We start from the raw sequence: 18,558 nt of genomic DNA, 5'->3' as shown, positions 1-18,558 counted from the left end.
TCAATCAGATGCTCGCCATCTTCCTGGTTCGGGTTCTTTGCAACGAAGGAGAATCCGACGACACACGTGCGTTACAGATATACGAGCTCCAGGGTCGCGGAGCCGTCGAGCTCAAACTCGTCGGTAAACGCAGAGTCCCACTCGGGGAAGAATATGATATTCAGCGAGCCCGTCAGTGTCTTGAACGCCACCGGCTCACTTTGCGGACCTGGCATATCCCACGAAGCGGTTTTTCTGCTTCCCCAGAAGAGATAGTGTCCCTTGTCGCCCCAAGTATTCTCGCCTTTATTGCGCCAAATCGTGACACCCACCCTCCCATCGACCAGAGGAGCAGTTGCATCAATGAGGTAGCTCCCAATAGCAGGGTTGCTCAGACCAAACTTCCAAGGAGCATCTATGGATGCCGTGCCTTTTCGATTGTCGATCACATCGACACCGACCTTGGTCGGGTTCTGGCAGTTAATCGTCAACGGTATCTCGCGGCGGGCAGATCCGTTCGAAAACCCCTCCGTTCTCGACAAATTGCCGAAGTCGGCAACGCCGCCGTTCCCCAGCGTTATGCTGCAAGCGCCATCCGCCTGGATCTGACCGCGAACGCTGAGGTCGGCAGCCGACGTTATGCTGGGGATCGACAACGTGCAGGCCAGCACCGAAAGAACACTCAACTGCTTCAGACTCATCTGAATATCTCACTCATTGGGAACGGTATTGGAAAGCCCATGTCGCTGAAGCCGACACTCGCCGTAACGCATTCGCTGGCGCTCGACACGTTGACTGACACCATCCCGTCACCGCGCGCACCCGGTGGACGCAGCATCACGATCCTTGCTCTGGTCGTGAATTCCCTGGAGCGGGGGTTTCAATGGCGCACATTCGCTACAGGTATACAAGTTCCAGGGTCGCGGAACCGTCTAATTTGAGTTCATCGGTAAAGGCCGTACCGTATTTGGGACGGAAAGTGATATCCAACCTGGTCGTCAGCGTCTTGAACGCAACCGGCTCCACCTGTGGACCACCCACGTCCCATGAAAGGGTAGCGTTAGTGCCCCAAAGGCGACCACTCTCTCCACCATGTCTGTCTCCCCAATAAGGCCACCCTTTATCTCGCCAAATCTGGAAGCCATCCGCCCCATCGACCTGTGCTTGATCAGTCGTAACGAAGTAATAGCCGATTGCAGGGTTGCCTAGACCGAAATAATAGGAAGCATCTTTAGATGCCGTACCTTCGCGATTGTCGATTATTTCGACGCCAACTTTGGTCGGACGCTGGCAGTTGAGCGTCAATATTGAATCGGCATATATCGCATTGTATGGGCCAGGAAAATCGTTCTTTCGTGACAGAGTGCCGAGATCAAAGACACCTCCGTTCCCCAGCGTTATGGTGCAAGCACCGCCCGCTTGGATCCGACCGCCCACGCTGAGGTCGGCAGCCACCGTCACGCCAGGGATCGACAACGCACAGGCAAGCGCTGAAAGAACACACAACTTCTTCGATTTCATCTGAATTTCGCTCTCGTGCGGAATGGTTTGGACAAGCACATATCGCGGCAGCATGCACTGCCAACATATGCTTTCCCCGATGTCGTGCCCACTCGGCCGGACTGTTCGCCGATCCGCATGCACCTTCAAATCGGGACCGCGTACCTGGGCTTTCGCGACCCGAAAGCAGGCGCCGATCTCTCTTCGCCGACTCTTTGAAATGGGGAATTCAACGACGCGTATGCGCTACAGGTACACAAGCTCAAGGGTCGCGGAACCGTCGATCTCAAGCTCGTCGGTGAACGCGATGTCCCCCTCGAATCGGACTCTGACCTTCAACACGTCCGTCAGTGTCTTGAACGCCACCGGCCCCGATCCAAGCTCCCAGGACATGGTCGTGTTAGGTGCCCAGTTGCCGTAGCTATCTCCCGCCCCTTCCCAAGTAGTCTTGCCTTTTTTCCGCCAAATCGCGACGACCCTCCTCCCATCGGCAAGGCTGTTGTAACCATACGGAGGACTGAAAATGTCATAGTAGCCGATGGCAGGATTGCCTAGACCGAGCACTTCGGGGTATATCGCCCATTCGGGTGGCCTCGTACCAGCCCGATTGTCGATCGTGTCGACCCCGACCTTCGTCGGGTGCGGACAGTTGATCGTCAATGGCATATTTCGAATGACGGTTCGGTTCGGGAGAGAGGAAACATCCTTGCTCGACAGATTACCCAGGTCGACGATACCGCCGTTACCCAACGCTATTCCGCAAGCGCCGCCCGGCTGGATGTAACCGTTGACACTGAGGTCGGCAGCCGACGTCACGCACGGGCTCGACAAACTGCAGGCCAGCACGGAAAGAACACAAAACTGCTTCAAGCTCATGTGAATATCTCGCTCATTCGGAACGGCATTGACAAACGCATCGCGCGGTCGCTCACGCGCCGTGGGATGCTCGACTCCAACGTCGTAAAGCCTCGACTCGGATGCCCGCCTGTCGGAATACCCTCCGAGTCATGACGGTGCCCAGCATCACGACTTGCATTGCCACACCCCCGCATGCCCTGCTCAAAAGCACAGACCTGCCAATGCTCGGCTAGCGCTCCGGAAACATGAGCCGAACGTCGGCCATCGCACCCAGCCGACGCTCCGGCCAAATCCGACCGTTTTTTACAGGTAAGTCAGTTCGACAGTCGCGGAGCCATCGAGATCGACACCACCATTGGAAAGGTCCAACGCCGACAACTTGTTGATCGTCGGGGTGACGGTCAGATTGGCCGTGATGCTCTTGTATGCCCCGGGCGCCACACTCCCCGATTCCGAAAACGATTTGCGCGCCTGCCCGTTCGCCATCGAGCCCGTGCTGTCGAGTGCCCACGCATTGGATCCGGCGGGAGCGGCGAGGACGTCCAACGTACTGCCGTCGCCGACCGCACGGGTCAGAGCCAGCGTGTAGTAGCCCGTGAACTTGTCCTTGCCCCCCAGCCCGAACTCGTAGTCGTCGCCCTTGCCACCGGCAGCAGTACCCGAGCGGTTGTCCCGCACGTTCAACGCGACCTTCGCAGCCGCGTTGCACGAGATGGCCACGGTCTGCGTCTTCGCATCGAGTGTCGTCACGGCATCCTGATTGAGCTTGTCCGACCCGATGGAGCCGAAGTCATAGACACCGCCGTTGCCGATCGTGAACTGGCACGCATCGGGCACGATCCTGCCCGTGACCTTGATCTCCGCGGTTTGTGCCTGCGCATGGCCGGCGGCAACCAGTACACCTGCAGCCAGCCCCCATCCTGCGAGTTGTTTCTTCATCGTCTTGCTCCAATAACAAATCAACCGAGAAAATGATGGCCCGCACCGAGCGACTGGTATCAGCAAAACCATTGCGCCATCACCTCGTCAAGTGTGCCGGCCCGACACCCGTGCAAGCTATTCGGAACATTCTGCTTTTCGCCGGGAAATATCTGACGCACCGCTCGGCCCATTCGTCATCGATCCACATTCGAGTAACGTTAGCGGCGACGGTATGGCAGCTTTCTCGGCAATACGCGCCGATGCCTGTTCAGCCACGGACTTAACCGAAGACCGAATGCACTACCCAGTCAGGGTCGGTGTTTTCGGCGAATAAAATCAATTGCGCAGAGGGGACAGTGAATCGTCGTATTGTGATCGTGGACGACCACCCGTTGATTCGAATGGCGGTACGAATGGTCCTGGAGCGTGACGGCCATGAAGTCGTCGCGGAGTGCCGCACGGGCGTGGACGGCGTCCAGGCCGTTCGGGCGCTCAAGCCCGATCTGGTCATCCTGGATCTGGTCATTCCCGATCTGGACGGCTTCTCGGTCATGGATCGCCTGCGCGGCGCCGAACTGGGCGCCAGCATCCTGGTGCTCACGTCGGGCGACACGCGCAACTATGCAATGCGTTGCCTGCAAGCCGGTGCGTCAGGCTTCGTCTGCAAGGACGACGGGCTGGATGAAATATCGAAGGCCGTCAAGGCCTTGCTCGCCGGCTATTCGTATTTCCCGCAAGTGGTCACCAACATGCTTCGCGAAAACTTGCAGGAGATCTCGGCAACCGAAAGCATGGGCCTGGCCGCAGAGCTCGATGGGCTCACCGACCGCGAAATGACGGTCCTCGGCCTGTTGGTGAAAGGAATGAACAACCAGGAAATCGGCCGCACGCTCATGCTCAGTCACAAGACGGTGAGCACCTACAAGGTACGTCTCATGAGCAAGCTCAACGCCCCGAACATGGTCGAACTGGTGAAGGTCGCGCAGCGCAATGGCATCGCGACCTCCTAGCTGTTTTCGTATCGATCAATCGACGAGCACATGCGGGATGCTCAAAACAAAACGGGCGACAGGCAACGCGCGGAAGATTCCCGTGCGATGCCCGTCGCCCGCGTCTCGGCGTGCGTACTACGCGTGATGCGTTACACGATGCGTTCGATCGCGATCGCCGTCGCCTCGCCGCCGCCGATGCACAGCGACGCGACGCCGCGCTTCATGCCATACGTTTCGAGCGCGGCCAGCAGCGTCACCATCACGCGCGCGCCCGATGCGCCGATCGGATGGCCGAGCGCACACGCGCCGCCGTGCACGTTGACCTTGTCGTGCGGCAGGTCGAGATCGCGCATCGCAGCCATCGCCACCACTGCGAACGCTTCGTTGATCTCGAACAGATCGACATCGCGCAGATTCCAGCCGGTCTTCTCCGACAGCTTGCGAATCGCGCCGATCGGCGCCGTCGCGAACAGGCCCGGCTTGTTCGCGTACGTCGAATGCCCGACGATCACGGCCTTCGGCGTGAGGCCGAGCCGCTCGGCTTCCGAGCGACGCATCATCACGAGCGCCGCCGCGCCATCGGAAATCGACGACGAGTTGGCGGCCGTCACCGTGCCGCCTTCGCGGAACGCCGGCTTGAGCGTCGGAATCTTGTCGAGCTTGGCGTTGCCCGGCTGCTCGTCGATCGACACGGCTGCCTCGGTCTTGCCGGCCTTCACGGTCACCGGTGCGATCTCCGACACGAAGCGCCCTTCCGCGATCGCACGTTGCGCGCGCGTCAGCGATTCGATCGCGAACGCATCCTGCGCTTCACGCGTGAACTGATAGGACTGCGCGCAATCCTCCGCGAAGGTGCCCATCAACCGGCCCTTGTCGTACGCGTCTTCCAGCCCGTCGAGGAACATGTGATCGAGCACCTGCCCGTGACCCATGCGCATCCCCGCGCGCGCCTTCGGCAGCAGGTACGGCGCATTCGTCATGCTCTCCATCCCGCCCGCGACGGCCACGTCCGCCGAACCCGCCAGCAGCAGGTCGTGCACGAACATCGCGGCCTTCATCCCCGAGCCGCACATCTTGTTGACCGTGGTCGCGCCCGCCGCGAGCGGCAGCCCGGCCTTCAGCGCGGCCTGTCGCGCCGGCGCCTGGCCCTGGCCCGCCGGCAGCACGCAGCCGAACACGATTTCATCGATACGCTCGGCCGGCACGTTCGCGCGCTCCAGCGCCGCGCGAATCGCTACCGCGCCAAGGTCGCTCGCGCTGGCTGCCGCGAGGTCGCCCTGAAAACCACCCATCGGCGTACGCGCCGTACCAACGATTACGATCGGATCCTGAGTCGTCATGATTCGCTTCCTCCAGTGTCAGCGCGGTGCCATGCGCAACGCGCCATCGAGACGGATGACTTCGCCGTTCAGCATCGTGTTCTCGGCGATGTGGCGCACCAGCGCCGCAAATTCTTCCGGGCGGCCCAGCCGCGGCGGGAACGGCACGCTCTTGCCGAGCGCGTCCTGCACGTCCTGCGGCATGCCGGCCATCATCGGCGTCGCGAAGATGCCCGGCGCGACCGTCACCACGCGAATGCCGAACCGCGCGAGTTCGCGCGCGATCGGCAGCGTCATGCCCACCACGCCGCTCTTCGACGCCGCATACGCGGCCTGTCCGATCTGCCCGTCGAACGCCGCAACCGACGCGGTGTTGACGATCACGCCGCGCTCGTCTTCCGCATTGGCGTCCTGCTTCGACATCGCTTCGGCGGCCAGCCGGATCATGTTGAACGTGCCGACCAGATTGATCGACACCGCCCGCGCAAAGCGGTCGAGCGAGTGCGGGCCATCGCGGCCGACCACCTTCTCGCCCGGCGCGACGCCCGCGCAGTTGACGAGCGCGTCGATGCGGCCGAACGCGTCACGCGCGGCGGCGACGGCCGCCTGGCCGTCGGCTTCGCTCGTCACATCGGTCTTCACGAAGCGCGCAGCCGCGCCGAGCTCATGCGCGAGGCCCGCGCCGGCCTCTTCGTTGACGTCCAGCAGCACGGCCTTGCCGCCATCCGCGACCACCATGCGCGCCACCGCGGCGCCGAGGCCCGAACCGGCGCCCGTGATCAGAAAAACGCGATCCTTGATATCCATTCGCAGTCCGTACAGGTTGTGTTCAGGGTTGAGCGGCCTTCTCGGCTTCCATCTTGCGCAACACGAAGCGCTGGATCTTGCCGCTCGGGGTTTTCGGCAGCGCGTCGACGAAATCGATCGCGCGCGGATAGGCGTGAGCGGACAGCCGCCGCTTCACGTGCAGGCACAGTTCCTCGGCCAGCGCCGGCGTGCCGTCGAAGTCTTTCGACAGCACGACGAACGCCTTGACGATCTCCGTGCGCTCCGCATCGGGCACGCCGATGACGGCGGCCTCGCTCACCGCAGGATGCTCGATCAGCGCGCTTTCCACATCGAACGGGCCGATCCGGTAGCCGGACGACGTGATCACGTCGTCCGCGCGGCCGATGAAGCTCACGGTGCCGTCCGGCTCCAGCTCGACGTTGTCGCCAGTCCGGTAATAGCCGCCCGCGATCGCCGGCGTGTCCTGTTGCCAGTAGCCGTGGAACCACAGCAGCGGCGAGCGCGCGATATCGATCGCGAGGTTGCCGGGCTCGCCGGGGCCGAGCTCGCGGCTCGCTTCATCGAGCACCGCGACACGGTAGCCCGGCATCGCGAAGCCGGCCGAACCGGCGTGGACGGCATGCGCGAGGCCGTGGTGATTGTTCACGACCATCCCGAGTTCGGTCTGGCCGTAGTGATCGTAGATCGGCGCGCCAAGCGCCGCGTCGAACCAGCGCACGACTTCCGGATTCAGCGGTTCGCCCGCGCTGCTGACCACGCGCAGCTTGCCCTTCAGCCGCGCCGCCGCTTCCGTCCCGGCCGCCATCAGCATCCGGTAGGCAGTCGGCGAGCCGGCGAGGCTCGTGATCCCGAGCCGTTCGATCACGTCGTATGTGCTGTCGACCGTGAAACTGCCCTCGTAGAGCGTCGTCGCGTGGCCCAGCAGCAGCGGGCCCGTGATCGCGTAATAGAGGCCGTACGCCCAGCCCGGATCGGCGATGTTCCAGAACCGGTCGCCGGCACGCAGGTCGACCGCTTCGCGCATGTACGCGCCGAACGCGAGCAGCGCGCGCAGCGGCACCGGCACGCCCTTCGGCAAACCCGTCGTGCCCGACGTCGACATCATCATGAACAGGTCCGTCCCCTTGCGCAGCACCGGCTCGAACGCGTCGGACTGCACATCGAGCACCGCACGGAAATCGATGTCGCGCGCCGGCAGCGTCTCGCTCGGCTCGCGCACCGTCGCGACGGGCGGGCAATCGGCGATCTCGTCGAGCTTCGCGCGATTCGCGACGTTGGTCACGACCAGGCGCGCGTCGCTCATGCGCAGCCGGTGCTCGATCGCTTTCGGGCCGAACGCGGTGAACAGCGGCTGGTAGACGGCGCCCGCACGCCACGTGCCGAGGATCGTCGCGACGAGTTCGGGCGTGCGCGGCAACAGGCCCGCCACCACGTCGCCCGGCTTCACGCCCTGCGCGACCAGCAGGTTCGCGACGCGTGCCGACAGCGCCTTCATCTGCGCAAACGTGTAGCGGTGGTGCTGCCCGCCCGCGTCGATCCAGTCGAGCGCGATCGCGTCCGCGGATGCGTGCCGGTCGCAGCATTCCACGCACGCGTTCAGGCCGCGCTCCAGGTCGCCGTGCAGTTGCTTCGCGGCGGTCTCGATACTGAACCGGGCCACGGCGTCGGCGTAGGCCGGCACCACCCGGGCGGTAGCTCCATCAGGCATGCGTGTCTCCTGTGCGTTATGGCCGCCGGCGAGCTAGGGGCGCGCCGGGGATAGTTCGATAGTAGACAGCCCGTACATTGCAATCAATGACAAACAGAATCTAGAATCGTGATCGCTTTTGCCATGTCGGGAGGATGCTGGAAAATGGGGCCGCAGATGATTTCGCCGGATTTCGTCGACGACGCGCTCGCGTGCCTGCGCCGGCAAGGCCTTCCGACGGCGCCCGTGCTGCGCGCCGCCGGCCTGCCGGCCGCCGTGCGCGAGCCCGTCACACCGCAGCAGTACGGCCGGCTGTGGCTCGCGATCGCGGGTGCGCTCGACGACGAGTTCTTCGGCCTCGCCGCACGCCCGATGCGGCGCGGCAGCTTCACACTGCTGTGCCACGCGGTGCTGCACGCGGGCACGCTCGACAAGGCGCTGCGGCGGGCGCTGAAATTCCTGCGCGTGGTGCTGGACGAGCCGCACGGCGAGCTCGTCGTAGCCGACGGGCAGGCGCAGATCGTGCTGACGCAGACGGGCGCCCCCTACCCGGCGTTCGCGTACCGGACGTTCTGGCTGATCCTGCTCGGCGTCGCATGCTGGCTGATCGGCCGGCGCATTCCGCTGCAACGCATCGACTTCGCGTGCCCGAGCCCCGACCAGCGCAGCGACTATCACCAGTTCTTCGGCGTACCCGTGCATTTCGACCGGCCCGACAGCCGGCTCGCGTTCAATGCCGCATACCTCGCGCTGCCGACGATCCGCTCCGAGCAGGCGCTGAAGACCTTCCTGCGCGGCGCGCCCGGCAACCTGCTCGTCCGCTACCGGCACGATACGGGCTGGGTCGCGAAGACGCGCGTGCAGCTGAAAACGCTACCGGCCGCCGAGTGGCCCGACTTCGATACGCTGGCCGTGCGCCTCGGCACGACGCCCGCGACGCTGCGGCGGCGTCTGCGCAGCGAAGGTCAAAGTTTCGCGGCCATCAAGGACGAGCTGCGCGGCGCACTGGCCCAGTCGCTGCTGCGCGGCAATGCGCTCAGCGTTGCGGAGATCGCCACCGAGCTCGGCTTCACCGAGCCGAGCGCGTTTCATCGCGCGTTCCGGAAATGGACGGGCACGAGCCCCGGTGCGTTCCGGCGGGACGTGCATGCGGCGGAGGGGGAACCCGGGCTGGCAAGTGGATGACGCGGCAGGCGGTCGCCAACAGGCGCGCACCGCCGACACGGAAACGCACACGCGACGCTGATACGATGCGACCTACCGCTGCCGTTCGTTATTCATGAACGACGGCAAACACCCGATCCATCACCAACGCTCCCGCTCCGATGCAAGCAACCGTCTTTTCCGATGCTGAACTGGCCGACCTGCGCGCGCACGGCATCGTGCTGTTCGCCGGCCGCGTGATCTACGACGCGCAGCCGCCGATGCCAGCCGACCAGATCGCGGCCGTCCAGGTCTGCTGTCACGGCGACATTCCGCCTGCGCTGCTCGAGCTGTGGCGCATGACGGCCGGTGGCAGTCTCGACTACGACCTGACGCTCGAGATGAACGGTCACGTCGAAGCGATCGGCTGGAGCGAGCTGTTCTACAACGACAGCGACGGTTACCGCGACCTGCGGGGCTGGATCGACCACGAACTCGAACTGGCCGAGGAATCCGCCGAAGCGAACGCGCGGCCGTGGAGCGGCAAAATCGATGCGCTGCCGTTCGGCGGATGCGAGTATTGCGACCGGATCTACGTCGTGACGGAACCCGATGCCAAGGACCACGGCCACGTGCTCGCGTGGAAACAGGGGCTGCCGCCCGCGTGGCGCGGCGCGATGCATGAAGACGGCCTCGCGACGGTCGCGCCCGATCTGCATGCGGCCTTTAGTGTGCTGCAACTCAACGCCGATCCGCTGGAACCCGGTAGCGAAGGCGGTACCGGCAGCATGTTGCTCGAATACGTCGATGAACGCCGCAGCGGTCATGGCCTGTCGGCACCGCTGGCGGACAAACTGATCGCGTTCTATCGCGAAGCCGTGATCGACTGGCGCACGCCGCTCGCCGACGGCACGCTCGCCGCGCAGCCCGTGCTCGCGCGTCACGCACTGCAACATGCGATCGACCGCGACGACGCGGCACTCACCGCGCAACTCGCGACGATCTTCGCGGATCTCCGCACCGCGCTCGCCGGCAGCTCGATTCCGGCCGACTATGCGCTGCGACGTCAGAAATTTGCGGCGGCGGCCGCGTTGCTCGAATCAGGCGCACCGGTCGAGCCCGATTCGCTGGTGTCCGTATCCGGCGACATACCGCCCGCGCTGACGCGTGCGCTGCTCGATGCTGGCGTGCAGCCGGATGCCGACGCGATGGCACGCTGTATCGCCAGCGGCGGTGCCGACAGCGCACGCCTGATCGGCGCGGCCCTGTCGGCACGCGGCATCGATGCAGCCGCCGCCTGCCGCGCGGCGAGCGAGGCATTGCTGCTCAAGCTCACGACCGACATCGCCCGGGTCCGTTCCGGCAAGCTCAGCCACTATCTCGGCCTCGACGGACTCGAAGCCCACGTTGAACGCCTGCGGACATTCGTGCTGTAACGTGACACGGACTCAGCGGGACACCCCGTCGACACTCGCGGCGACACCCTGCATCGGCCGCGAGAACAGCTTGCAACCCGCGTAGTAGACGAGCGACGTCAGCGAGAGACCGACGATCCACGACACGTCCGCGCCGCCGAGCCGGCTCGCCAGTTCGCCCGTATAGAGATCGGTCGCCATGAACGGCGCCTGCGCGACGATGCCAATGAAGTACGAGCCGACGGCAATCGTATTGAAGCGTCCGTAGATGCCGCCGTCCTGACGGAAGAACGAATCGACGTCGTACTCGCCGTGACACACGAGGTAGTAGTCGACGAGGTTGATCGCGGTCCACGGCACGAGCACGTACAGCAGCAGCAGGATGAAGTTCGTGTAGCCGGCGAGGAAGTTGTCCTGCCCGAACAGCGCGATCGCGAGCGCGATGCCGCACAGGACGATCGCGGTGATCGCCCGCGCACGCGCCTTGCCCGACCAGGACGGAAAGAGCGTTTGCAGCACGGTAATGGCCGACAGTGCACCGCAATACAGCTCCATCGCATTGCTGGCCGCGATGCCGAACGACAGCACGACGATCACGAGCACGCTGATCCCTTGCGTGAGCCCCGTGAGGCCGCTCACGACATTGCCATCCGGCGTTGCGAGGCCCACCAGGCAGCCGAGCAGCATCGGGAAGAACGAGCCGAGCACGCAGCCCCAGTAACTCGACCAGAACGCGGTGCGCGGCCCGGTATCGGGCGGCAGGTAGCGCGAATAGTCCGACACGTAAGGCGCATAGGCGATCTGCCACAGCGCGGCGACCGACATCGCGCCCAGGAAGCCGGACAGGTTCAGCGAGTGCTTCGAGAACGTATCGGCCGGCAGTCCGTGCACGAAAATGATCCACACGAACGCCAGCACGAGTACGCTGCCCGAGCACCAGCTCAGCAGTCGCGCATACGCGTGGATCAGCTTGTAGCCGTAGATCGATCCGAGCAGGCTGATCAGGCCGATCACCACGACGCCCGCATCGAGCGGAATATCGGCGCTCAGGCTGTGCAGCGCCTGCCCGCCGAACACGCAGTTCGACGCGAAGAAGCCGACATACATCACGACGACCAGCGCGACCACGAGCAGCGCGCCGAACGACCCGAACTGCCCGCGGGTCTGGATCATCTGCGGCACGCCAAGCTGCGGCCCCTGGGCGGAATGCAGCGCCATGAAGACCGCGCCGATCAGGCTGCCGACGAGCGTGGCGAGCGCCGCCCACCAGAACGGCTGCTTGAATACCGTGGTCGCGAGCGATCCGGTGACGATCGTCAGCATCATGATGTTCGACCCGAACCAGATAGTGAACAGGTCCTTCGCACTGCCGTGCCGCTCGGTCAGCGGAATCGGCTGGATGGTACTTTCCTCGAGATGAGCAACGGACTCGCCCTGACTCATTTCGTCTCCTTGTTTCTGTTGTGATGTTCGCGGGTTCGGGGGATGAAGGGTGAAGCGGATTGCCTGGCCTGCACGAAGCGTGCGTCCTGCAATCAACCAGTCAAATTATTTGCATTCCTGATCAATAGGAAGTCGGAAGCACATCGCTTTACCGGACTATCGCCCACCACGACCGATCTTCAACCTGCCGGATTGCCGCTCCGGTGGCTGCACGCAGCCGGCTCGTCGCCGCAGCGAAACCCGTGGTTCGGTGCGCTCCCGCCCGTCTGACTGTCGCCGGACGGAAGCGCGTCGCTCAACCGGTCAGCAGTCGATCCCGAGCACTTCGCGCGCGGTGGCATCCACGGCCTTTCGCATCGTGCCGACCAGTTCGTCGATTTGCGCGTGATCGATCACCAGCGGCGGCGCAACGATCAGGCGGCCATTGGTCGAACGCACGATCGCGCCGAGTTCGAACCCGACCGTCCGGCTGTGCCAGGTCAGGTCGGCCTCGTTCGCAAAGCGCTCGCGCGTCGCCTTGTTCTTCGCGAACTGGATCGCGCCGACCGCGCCCACGCCCTGGATCTCGCCGACGAGCGAGTGACCGTCGAACGCATCGCGCAGCGCCTTCTGCAGGTACGGCCCGGTATCCGTCTTCGTCCGCTCGACGAGGCCTTCGCGCTCGAGCACGTCAAGGTTGGCCAGCGCGACAGCGGCCGCGACCGGGTGCCCCGAATAGGTCAGCCCGTGCGCATAGACGCCGCCTTTGTCGACCAGCGCATCGCCGACGCGCCGGCTCATGATCAGCCCGCCCATCGGCACGTAGCCCGAGGTCAGCCCCTTGGCCATGCAGATCAGGTCCGGTTCGAAGCCGAAGTGACGGTGCGCGAACCACTCGCCGGTACGGCCGAAACCGCCGATCACTTCGTCCGCGCAGAGCAGCACGTCGTACTGACGACAGATGCGCTCGATCTCCTGCCAGTAGCCATCCGGCGGAAAGATCATCCCGCCCGCCCCCTGGAACGGCTCCGCGACGAACGCGGCGACGCGCTCCGCACCGATCTCGAGGATCTTGCGCTCGAGCGACAGCGCCGCCTGCTTGCCGAATGCCTCGGGGCTCAGATCGCCGCCATTCGCGTACCAGTACGGTTCGTCCACGTGCGTGATGTTCGGAATCGGCAGGTCGCCCATTTCATGCATGAACGCCATGCCGCCCAGCGACGCGCTCCCCACCGTCGACCCGTGATAGCCGTTCACGCGGCCAATCAGCACCTTCTTCTCCGGCTTGCCCATCACGTCCCAGAAGCGCCGCACGGTGCGAATCAGCACTTCGTTCGATTCGGATCCCGAATTGGTATACACCACGTGACTGAAGCGATTGCCGAGCAGCGCGAACAGACGCTCCGACAGTTCAATCACCGACGGGTGCGTCGTATGAAAGAACATGTTGTAGTAGGACAGTTCCTTCATCTGCCGCGCGGCGGCTTCGACCAGCTCCGGCCGGCCATAGCCGACGTTGGTGCACCACAGCCCCGACATGCCGTCCAGGTAGCGGTTGCCGTCGTTGTCCCATAGATGGACACCTTCGCCGCGCACCATCACGCGTGCGCCTTCCTCGTTCAGCGCCTTCTGGTCGACGAACGCATGCAGGTGATGTGCGGCGTCGCTGCGTTGATAGTCCTGCGTCGTACGATGCGGAAAGTGGGGCGCATTCATAGGCGAGTCTCCGGTTAGTTTTGTGAACAAAAAGTGTTGTCGCGTTGTGCGGCGCAACCGCTTGCGGCCCGCCGCGCCGAATCAGTAACTGATCCAGGTCGTCTTGAGGCCCGTGTACTTGTCGATCGCGTGCAGCGAAAGATCGCGGCCGAAGCCCGACTGGCGGAACCCGCCGAACGGCGTCTGCGCGCTCAGCGCATCGACCGTGTTGACCGACACCGTGCCGGCGCGCAGCCGCCCCGACACACGGTGCGCGCGCGACAGGCTGCCGGTCCAGACCGACGCGGCAAGGCCATAGATCGAGTCGTTCGCGAGCCTGACGGCCTCGTCCTCGGTATCGAACGCCATCACCGACAGCACCGGCCCGAAGATCTCCTCGCGTGCGATGGCGTCGTCGTGCTTCACGTCGATGAAGATCGTCGGCTCGATGAAGTAGCCCTTGCCGTCGACACGCGGCGCGCCTCCGCCGATCGCGAGCGTCGCGCTATCGCGACCGCGTGCGATCCACTCGCGCACGCGCCGATGCTGCTGCTCGTCGACGATGGCGCCCATCCCGCTCGCCGGATCGAGCGGATCGCCCGGCATGAACGCGGCGGCATGCGCAATCAGCCGGTCGACGAACGCATCGTGAATCGAACGCTGAACCAGCAGCCGCGAGTTGGCGGAACACACCTCGCCCTGGTTGAAGAAGATGCCGAAGCACGCCTTGCGTGCGGCCAGGTCGAGATCGTCGGAATCGTCGAAGACCAGGTTCGGGCTCTTGCCGCCACATTCGAGCCACACCTGCTTCATGTTCGACTGCGCGGCGTACTCGAGGAATTTCTTGCCGACGGCCGTCGATCCCGTGAATGCGAGCACGTCCACATCGGGATGCAGCCCGAGCGCACGCCCCGCGGTCTCGCCATAACCCGGCACGACGTTCAGCACACCCGGCGGCAGGCCGGCCTCGAGCGCCAGCTCCGCGAGACGCAAGGCGGACAGCGGCGACTGTTCCGCCGGCTTCAGCACGACGCTGTTGCCTGCCGCCAGCGCTGGCGCCACCTTCCACGCGACCATGTCGAGCGGAAAATTCCACGGCACCACGGCGCCGACGACACCCAGCGGTTCGCGCGTGACGACCGCGAGGTTGCCGGGGTCGGTCGACGCGACTTCGCCATGCAGCTTGTCGACGGCCTCGCCGTACCAGCTGAACAGACCGCCCGCGGCGGGCACGTCGATGCTGAACGCATCCGCGACGCGCTTGCCCATGTTGAGCGAGTCGAGCAGCGCGAGCTCCGCACCGTGCGATGCGATGAGTTCACCGAGCCGGCAAAGCACACGCTTGCGCTCTGCCGGCGCGCAGCGCGACCACGCGCCGGATTCGAACGCGTGACGCGCGGCACGCACTGCGTCGTCGACGTCCACTGCATCGCACGACGCGACTTCTGCGATGACGGCCTCGGTCGCCGGATTGATCGCGGCAAACGTCCGGCCGCTGCGGGCCGGCACGCTGCGGCCGCCGATATGCGCGAGCGTTCTCGGAGCGACTTGCGCCGCAAGACGTCTCCAGTCTGCGTGCTGATGGTTTTCTGCTGAAGTTGGGTTCATTCAAGACTCCGTTTTGACGACCAGGCATTTGTGCGTTGTTCTCTGCCTGCATTCGACCCGACGAAAACGCCAGCGGTCGGGACCGAGGCCCATGACCGCCGAGAATCGCCGCAGTCGTCCGGTTGGCCAACTGTCGGTCATCAAAAAGAGATTTGAAAGAACAGTTTTTCTTCTCATTGAAGAGGTTATTTCTATTCATCCGCGTGTCGTGCAGTGGGTTTTCCTGCCACGTCGCGATCCCGGTGCCGTTTGTTTGTGTGCAATCGCATCGGCTTTCCGGTGCGGTGCGACGTGACACCCGCTGCGACGCCTGGCCAGCACGACATTGCGCCCCGGCCCATCCGACCACATACTGGTCGGCCTGCGCGAACAAGGGTGCGTCGATGGTGAATGTCGATCAGGGCGCCGCTTCGATCTTTGGCGTGATCGGAACGACCGTGTCCTTGCTGGCGGCGATTCCGTATGCGCTCGCGATCTACCGGCGCAGGGTTCGTCCGCATCTGTTCACATGGCTCGTGTGGTCGGTCGTCACGGCGATCGCGGCTGCCGGCCAGTTCGTCGCGGGTGCGGGGCCGTCCGCGTGGTGCACGGCGGCGATCGCCGTCACCTGCTTCCTGACGCTGGTGGCCAGCATCTTTCGAGGCGAACGCGGCTGGACACGACTCGACTGGCTGTTCCTGGGCGCGGCCCTGTCAGCCATTCCACTGTGGATGCTGACCGACGATCCGACGATCTCGATCTGCCTGGTCACGCTGATCGAGCTTGCCGGCCTCGGCCCGACCGTCCGCAAGACGATCCGCGATCCATGGAGCGAGAGCCTCGCGTATTTCGCGCTGTGCGTGCTCAAGTACGCGCTGGCGTTGCTGGCGCTGAGCACGTGGAGTGTCGCGGTCGCGTTCTATCCGGCCGTCAACGTCCTCGCGTCGATCGGCATCTGCGTGGTGATGCTTGTCCGGCGTCAGTCGCTGTCGAACGCGCGCTAGACGATCTTCGTCGGTGCGGTATGTTGCTTGCTGTTGCTCGCCGGTATGAGTAGAACCACAAACCTTCAGAGACGATACGAGGCCCTGAAATGGACGCAATCCGTACAGCCATCGAACCCAGCGAAGCCGCGCTTCGTGCCGCGATGCTGGCCAACGATATCGAAGCGCTTGATGCGCTGCTGGACGACGATCTGGTGTTCACCGTCCCGACCGGCCAGGTCATTTCGAAAGAAGACGACCTGGCCGCGCATCGCGCGAAGCTGCTGCGTCTCGACAGACTCGATGTGCAGGAAACGCACGCATGCGCGATCGGCGAGATGATCCTGACCACGACGAAGGCAGTGCTCGCCGGCCATTTCGGTGGCACGGCGTTCGATGGCGAGTTTGCCTATACTCGGCTGTGGCGCCGATCGCATGCTGGCTGGCGCGTCGTCGCCGGGCACGCATCGCAGGTCAGGTAGTGGCGTCGAGATCGACCTCCCTTCGAGTCGGCCAGTCGCGCTTCCGGAGGGGAGTCGATGCGAGCCGGACGATACCTCGCCGAAGGTGTCGACCACGACAGGAGACGAGATGCACAAACCATTTACCGTCCGCGCTGCCCGTACCGCGGACGCGGACGAGCTCACGCGACTGGCTCGCATTTCGAAGGCTCACTGGGGCTATCCGAAGGACTGGCTCGACTTGTGGCAGAGCGACCTCACGATTGCGCCTGAGACGATCGATGGATCGATCGGTTACGTCGCGGAATCCGGAGAGGCAATCATCGGGTTCTGGGTCAGGGCGTCATCGGAATCGGATCGCCCGACGCCCGGATGGCTGTTCGTCCATCCCGACCATATGGGCCGCGGTGTCGCCCGTGCACTGTGGGAAGAGGTCCGCAGGGAAAGCGCCGCAAGAGGGATCCGAAGCTTTGTGATCGAAGCCGATCCCAACGCGGTTCCGTTCTATCTGGCGCTCGGGGCTGAAAAGATCGGCGAAAAGGAATCAAGCGTCGTCCCGGGCAGGTTCTTTCCGATCCTGCGGATTGCGATCTGATATCTGACACCGCAGGCTCCAGGACGACGTCAACCGTGCATGCAAACGGCCTAGAATGAGTTTGGACTTTTCATTGTTTCCGGACGATCCCTTCCCCAAGGGGGAGCCGATCACCAATAGATCGGGGATCGAGTCGTGTGCCGTCGATGACTTCTTTCGAGGAAAGAGGCGCTTCGACAGGACGCTCAAGGAATTGCGGGAAGACTACGCTTGCGATGAATCCGCGTGCCTCGCTTTTATGAAGCCGCGGGCATTTGCGTTCTTTCTTCCGTTGTTCATGAAGATAGCGACCCACGAGTATGACCAGGCTGACAACATCCCCGACTCTCTCGTGTACAAGCTGCACCGAATGGCAACGGGTGAAGCGAACGACTGGCTCGAAGAAATATTGAAGGCATACTCAAAAGATCAACGAGACAGCATCATCGATTTTCTCGACGAGATGAGTCGAATCGAGTGGCGGTATCAAGATCCTGACTTGGCTGCAGATACGGCCCGTCTATTGCGCAAAGTATTTTGATCAACGCTTTTCGATTCGATTCTCAATCAACTCGAAGTCCCATCCTGGTCGTTGCGAAGAGGATCAAGGTGTCGTGGTGAACAAAAGAAACGACGGTTCAGAGCTGGCATCCGAAGAGCGTCTGAAAGCAATATTCGAAAAATACGCAACTCACCCCGAATTCCTGGGACTTGCGTTGATCGATCCCAATCAGCCTGGCGCGGTTGGCGACACCGTTTTACATCTCACGGCTCGAACAGGTGCGATTGAAGACATGAAGGTCCTCATCGATGCGGGTGCCGATGTAAACATCGCCGGAGATCTCGGCAATACCCCACTGCATCAAGCCGCCATGATGGATCAATTCGATTCGGTCGAATTTCTCTTGAAATGTGGGGCCAAAACGCATCTGAAAAATGAATTCGATCAGACGCCGCTCGACGTTGCTGAGCTTAGCGAGAACGCCAAAATAATCCGGCTTCTCAAGACTCGTCGATGAAGCCCATTCCTGAATCGGGCCCTTCCTACCCCGTACGCATTTCCGTCGCGCCAATGCAAAAACCCCCGCCTTTCGGGCGGGGGTTTCTGGCTTAGGGAGCCTGACGATTACCTACTTTCACACGGGAATCCGCACTATCATCGGCGTAGAGTCGTTTCACGGTCCTGTTCGGGATGGGAAGGGGTGGGACCGACTCGCTATGGTCATCAGGCAA

19 protein-coding genes and 1 rRNA gene are annotated in these 18,558 nt (G+C 63.4%); 9 read left to right on the top strand and 11 right to left on the bottom strand.

Features of this window, described 5'->3' with window-relative positions:
* Positions 1-71: 71 nt before the first annotated feature.
* The 4 genes from G3N61_RS23885 to G3N61_RS23870 all read right to left on the bottom strand — a co-directional run bounded on the left by G3N61_RS23885 (position 72) and on the right by G3N61_RS23870 (position 3,276).
* Positions 72-680 carry a DUF1120 domain-containing protein gene (locus tag G3N61_RS23885; protein ID WP_205823746.1) on the bottom strand — a complete coding sequence of 203 codons (609 nt, stop codon included), beginning with the start codon at positions 678-680 and terminating at the stop codon, positions 72-74.
* 196 nt (positions 681-876) lie between these two features.
* Positions 877-1,500: a DUF1120 domain-containing protein gene (locus G3N61_RS23880; protein ID WP_205823745.1), complete on the bottom strand. Its 624-nt coding sequence runs from the start codon at positions 1,498-1,500 to the stop codon at positions 877-879.
* Between the two features lie 225 nt (positions 1,501-1,725).
* On the bottom strand, positions 1,726-2,355 hold the full coding sequence (locus tag G3N61_RS23875; protein WP_089454128.1) for a DUF1120 domain-containing protein: 630 nt from the start codon (positions 2,353-2,355) through the stop codon (positions 1,726-1,728).
* A 285-nt stretch (positions 2,356-2,640) separates the two neighbouring features.
* Positions 2,641-3,276 carry a DUF1120 domain-containing protein gene (locus G3N61_RS23870; protein WP_205823744.1) on the bottom strand — a complete coding sequence of 212 codons (636 nt, stop codon included), beginning with the start codon at positions 3,274-3,276 and terminating at the stop codon, positions 2,641-2,643.
* Between the two features lie 338 nt (positions 3,277-3,614).
* On the opposite strand from G3N61_RS23870, the gene G3N61_RS40300 reads away from it, so the two are divergent.
* On the top strand, positions 3,615-4,268 hold the full coding sequence (locus tag G3N61_RS40300; protein WP_205823743.1) for a response regulator transcription factor: 654 nt from the start codon (positions 3,615-3,617) through the stop codon (positions 4,266-4,268).
* Positions 4,269-4,399: 131 nt separating this feature from the next.
* Here the strand turns inward: G3N61_RS40300 and G3N61_RS23860 are convergent, their stop codons facing one another.
* From G3N61_RS23860 to G3N61_RS23850, 3 genes are read right to left on the bottom strand one after another with little or no spacing between them, the layout of a single operon-like run.
* Positions 4,400-5,590, bottom strand: coding sequence for an acetyl-CoA C-acetyltransferase (locus G3N61_RS23860; protein WP_205823742.1), 1,191 nt, complete (start codon positions 5,588-5,590; stop codon positions 4,400-4,402).
* Positions 5,591-5,608: 18 nt separating this feature from the next.
* Positions 5,609-6,376: a 3-hydroxyacyl-CoA dehydrogenase gene (locus tag G3N61_RS23855; RefSeq protein ID WP_205823741.1), complete on the bottom strand. Its 768-nt coding sequence runs from the start codon at positions 6,374-6,376 to the stop codon at positions 5,609-5,611.
* Between the two features lie 22 nt (positions 6,377-6,398).
* Positions 6,399-8,066, bottom strand: coding sequence for an acyl-CoA synthetase (locus G3N61_RS23850; RefSeq protein WP_205823740.1), 1,668 nt, complete (start codon positions 8,064-8,066; stop codon positions 6,399-6,401).
* A 144-nt stretch (positions 8,067-8,210) separates the two neighbouring features.
* On the opposite strand from G3N61_RS23850, the gene G3N61_RS23845 reads away from it, so the two are divergent.
* Both G3N61_RS23845 and G3N61_RS23840 read left to right on the top strand, forming a co-directional pair.
* The gene (locus tag G3N61_RS23845; RefSeq protein ID WP_089454123.1) at positions 8,211-9,230 is read left to right on the top strand and encodes an AraC family transcriptional regulator; all 1,020 of its coding nucleotides are present in this window, start codon (positions 8,211-8,213) and stop codon (positions 9,228-9,230) included.
* Positions 9,231-9,370: 140 nt separating this feature from the next.
* Positions 9,371-10,624 (top strand): SMI1/KNR4 family protein, encoded by a 1,254-nt coding sequence (locus G3N61_RS23840; protein WP_205823739.1) that lies wholly within the window; start codon positions 9,371-9,373, stop codon positions 10,622-10,624.
* A 12-nt stretch (positions 10,625-10,636) separates the two neighbouring features.
* Here the strand turns inward: G3N61_RS23840 and G3N61_RS23835 are convergent, their stop codons facing one another.
* From G3N61_RS23835 to G3N61_RS23825, 3 genes are all read right to left on the bottom strand, one after another.
* A complete protein-coding gene (locus G3N61_RS23835; RefSeq protein WP_089454121.1) occupies positions 10,637-12,046 on the bottom strand; it encodes a cytosine permease in 1,410 nt (469 codons plus the stop codon).
* Positions 12,047-12,349: 303 nt separating this feature from the next.
* Positions 12,350-13,741 carry an aspartate aminotransferase family protein gene (locus G3N61_RS23830; RefSeq protein WP_089454120.1) on the bottom strand — a complete coding sequence of 464 codons (1,392 nt, stop codon included), beginning with the start codon at positions 13,739-13,741 and terminating at the stop codon, positions 12,350-12,352.
* An 81-nt stretch (positions 13,742-13,822) separates the two neighbouring features.
* Entirely contained in the window at positions 13,823-15,328 is a 1,506-nt protein-coding gene (locus G3N61_RS23825) for an aldehyde dehydrogenase (protein WP_205823738.1), read from the bottom strand.
* 91 nt (positions 15,329-15,419) lie between these two features.
* Here G3N61_RS23825 and G3N61_RS23820 point away from each other — a divergent pair, with 91 nt between their 5' ends.
* The 6 genes from G3N61_RS23820 (at position 15,420) to G3N61_RS23795 (ending at position 18,344) form a co-directional block, all read left to right on the top strand.
* On the top strand, positions 15,420-15,623 hold the full coding sequence (locus G3N61_RS23820) for a hypothetical protein (RefSeq protein WP_143331200.1): 204 nt from the start codon (positions 15,420-15,422) through the stop codon (positions 15,621-15,623).
* A gap of 88 nt (positions 15,624-15,711) precedes the next feature.
* Positions 15,712-16,311, top strand: coding sequence for a hypothetical protein (locus G3N61_RS23815; protein ID WP_043185458.1), 600 nt, complete (start codon positions 15,712-15,714; stop codon positions 16,309-16,311).
* Between the two features lie 89 nt (positions 16,312-16,400).
* Positions 16,401-16,772 (top strand): nuclear transport factor 2 family protein, encoded by a 372-nt coding sequence (locus G3N61_RS23810; protein WP_205823737.1) that lies wholly within the window; start codon positions 16,401-16,403, stop codon positions 16,770-16,772.
* 109 nt (positions 16,773-16,881) lie between these two features.
* The gene (locus G3N61_RS23805) at positions 16,882-17,346 is read left to right on the top strand and encodes a GNAT family N-acetyltransferase (protein ID WP_205823736.1); all 465 of its coding nucleotides are present in this window, start codon (positions 16,882-16,884) and stop codon (positions 17,344-17,346) included.
* A gap of 55 nt (positions 17,347-17,401) precedes the next feature.
* Positions 17,402-17,866, top strand: coding sequence for a DUF6714 family protein (locus G3N61_RS23800; RefSeq protein WP_089454115.1), 465 nt, complete (start codon positions 17,402-17,404; stop codon positions 17,864-17,866).
* Between the two features lie 73 nt (positions 17,867-17,939).
* Positions 17,940-18,344 (top strand): ankyrin repeat domain-containing protein, encoded by a 405-nt coding sequence (locus G3N61_RS23795; RefSeq protein WP_205823735.1) that lies wholly within the window; start codon positions 17,940-17,942, stop codon positions 18,342-18,344.
* 98 nt (positions 18,345-18,442) lie between these two features.
* Here G3N61_RS23795 and rrf read toward each other — a convergent pair.
* Positions 18,443-18,555 (bottom strand): 5S ribosomal RNA (gene rrf, locus G3N61_RS23790).
* Between the last annotated feature and the right edge of the window lie 3 nt (positions 18,556-18,558).

The organism is Burkholderia sp. Ac-20349 (genome assembly GCF_017104865.1).
GTDB lineage: Bacteria > Pseudomonadota > Gammaproteobacteria > Burkholderiales > Burkholderiaceae > Burkholderia > Burkholderia aenigmatica.
This window is presented reverse-complemented; position numbering and strand designations above follow the sequence as displayed.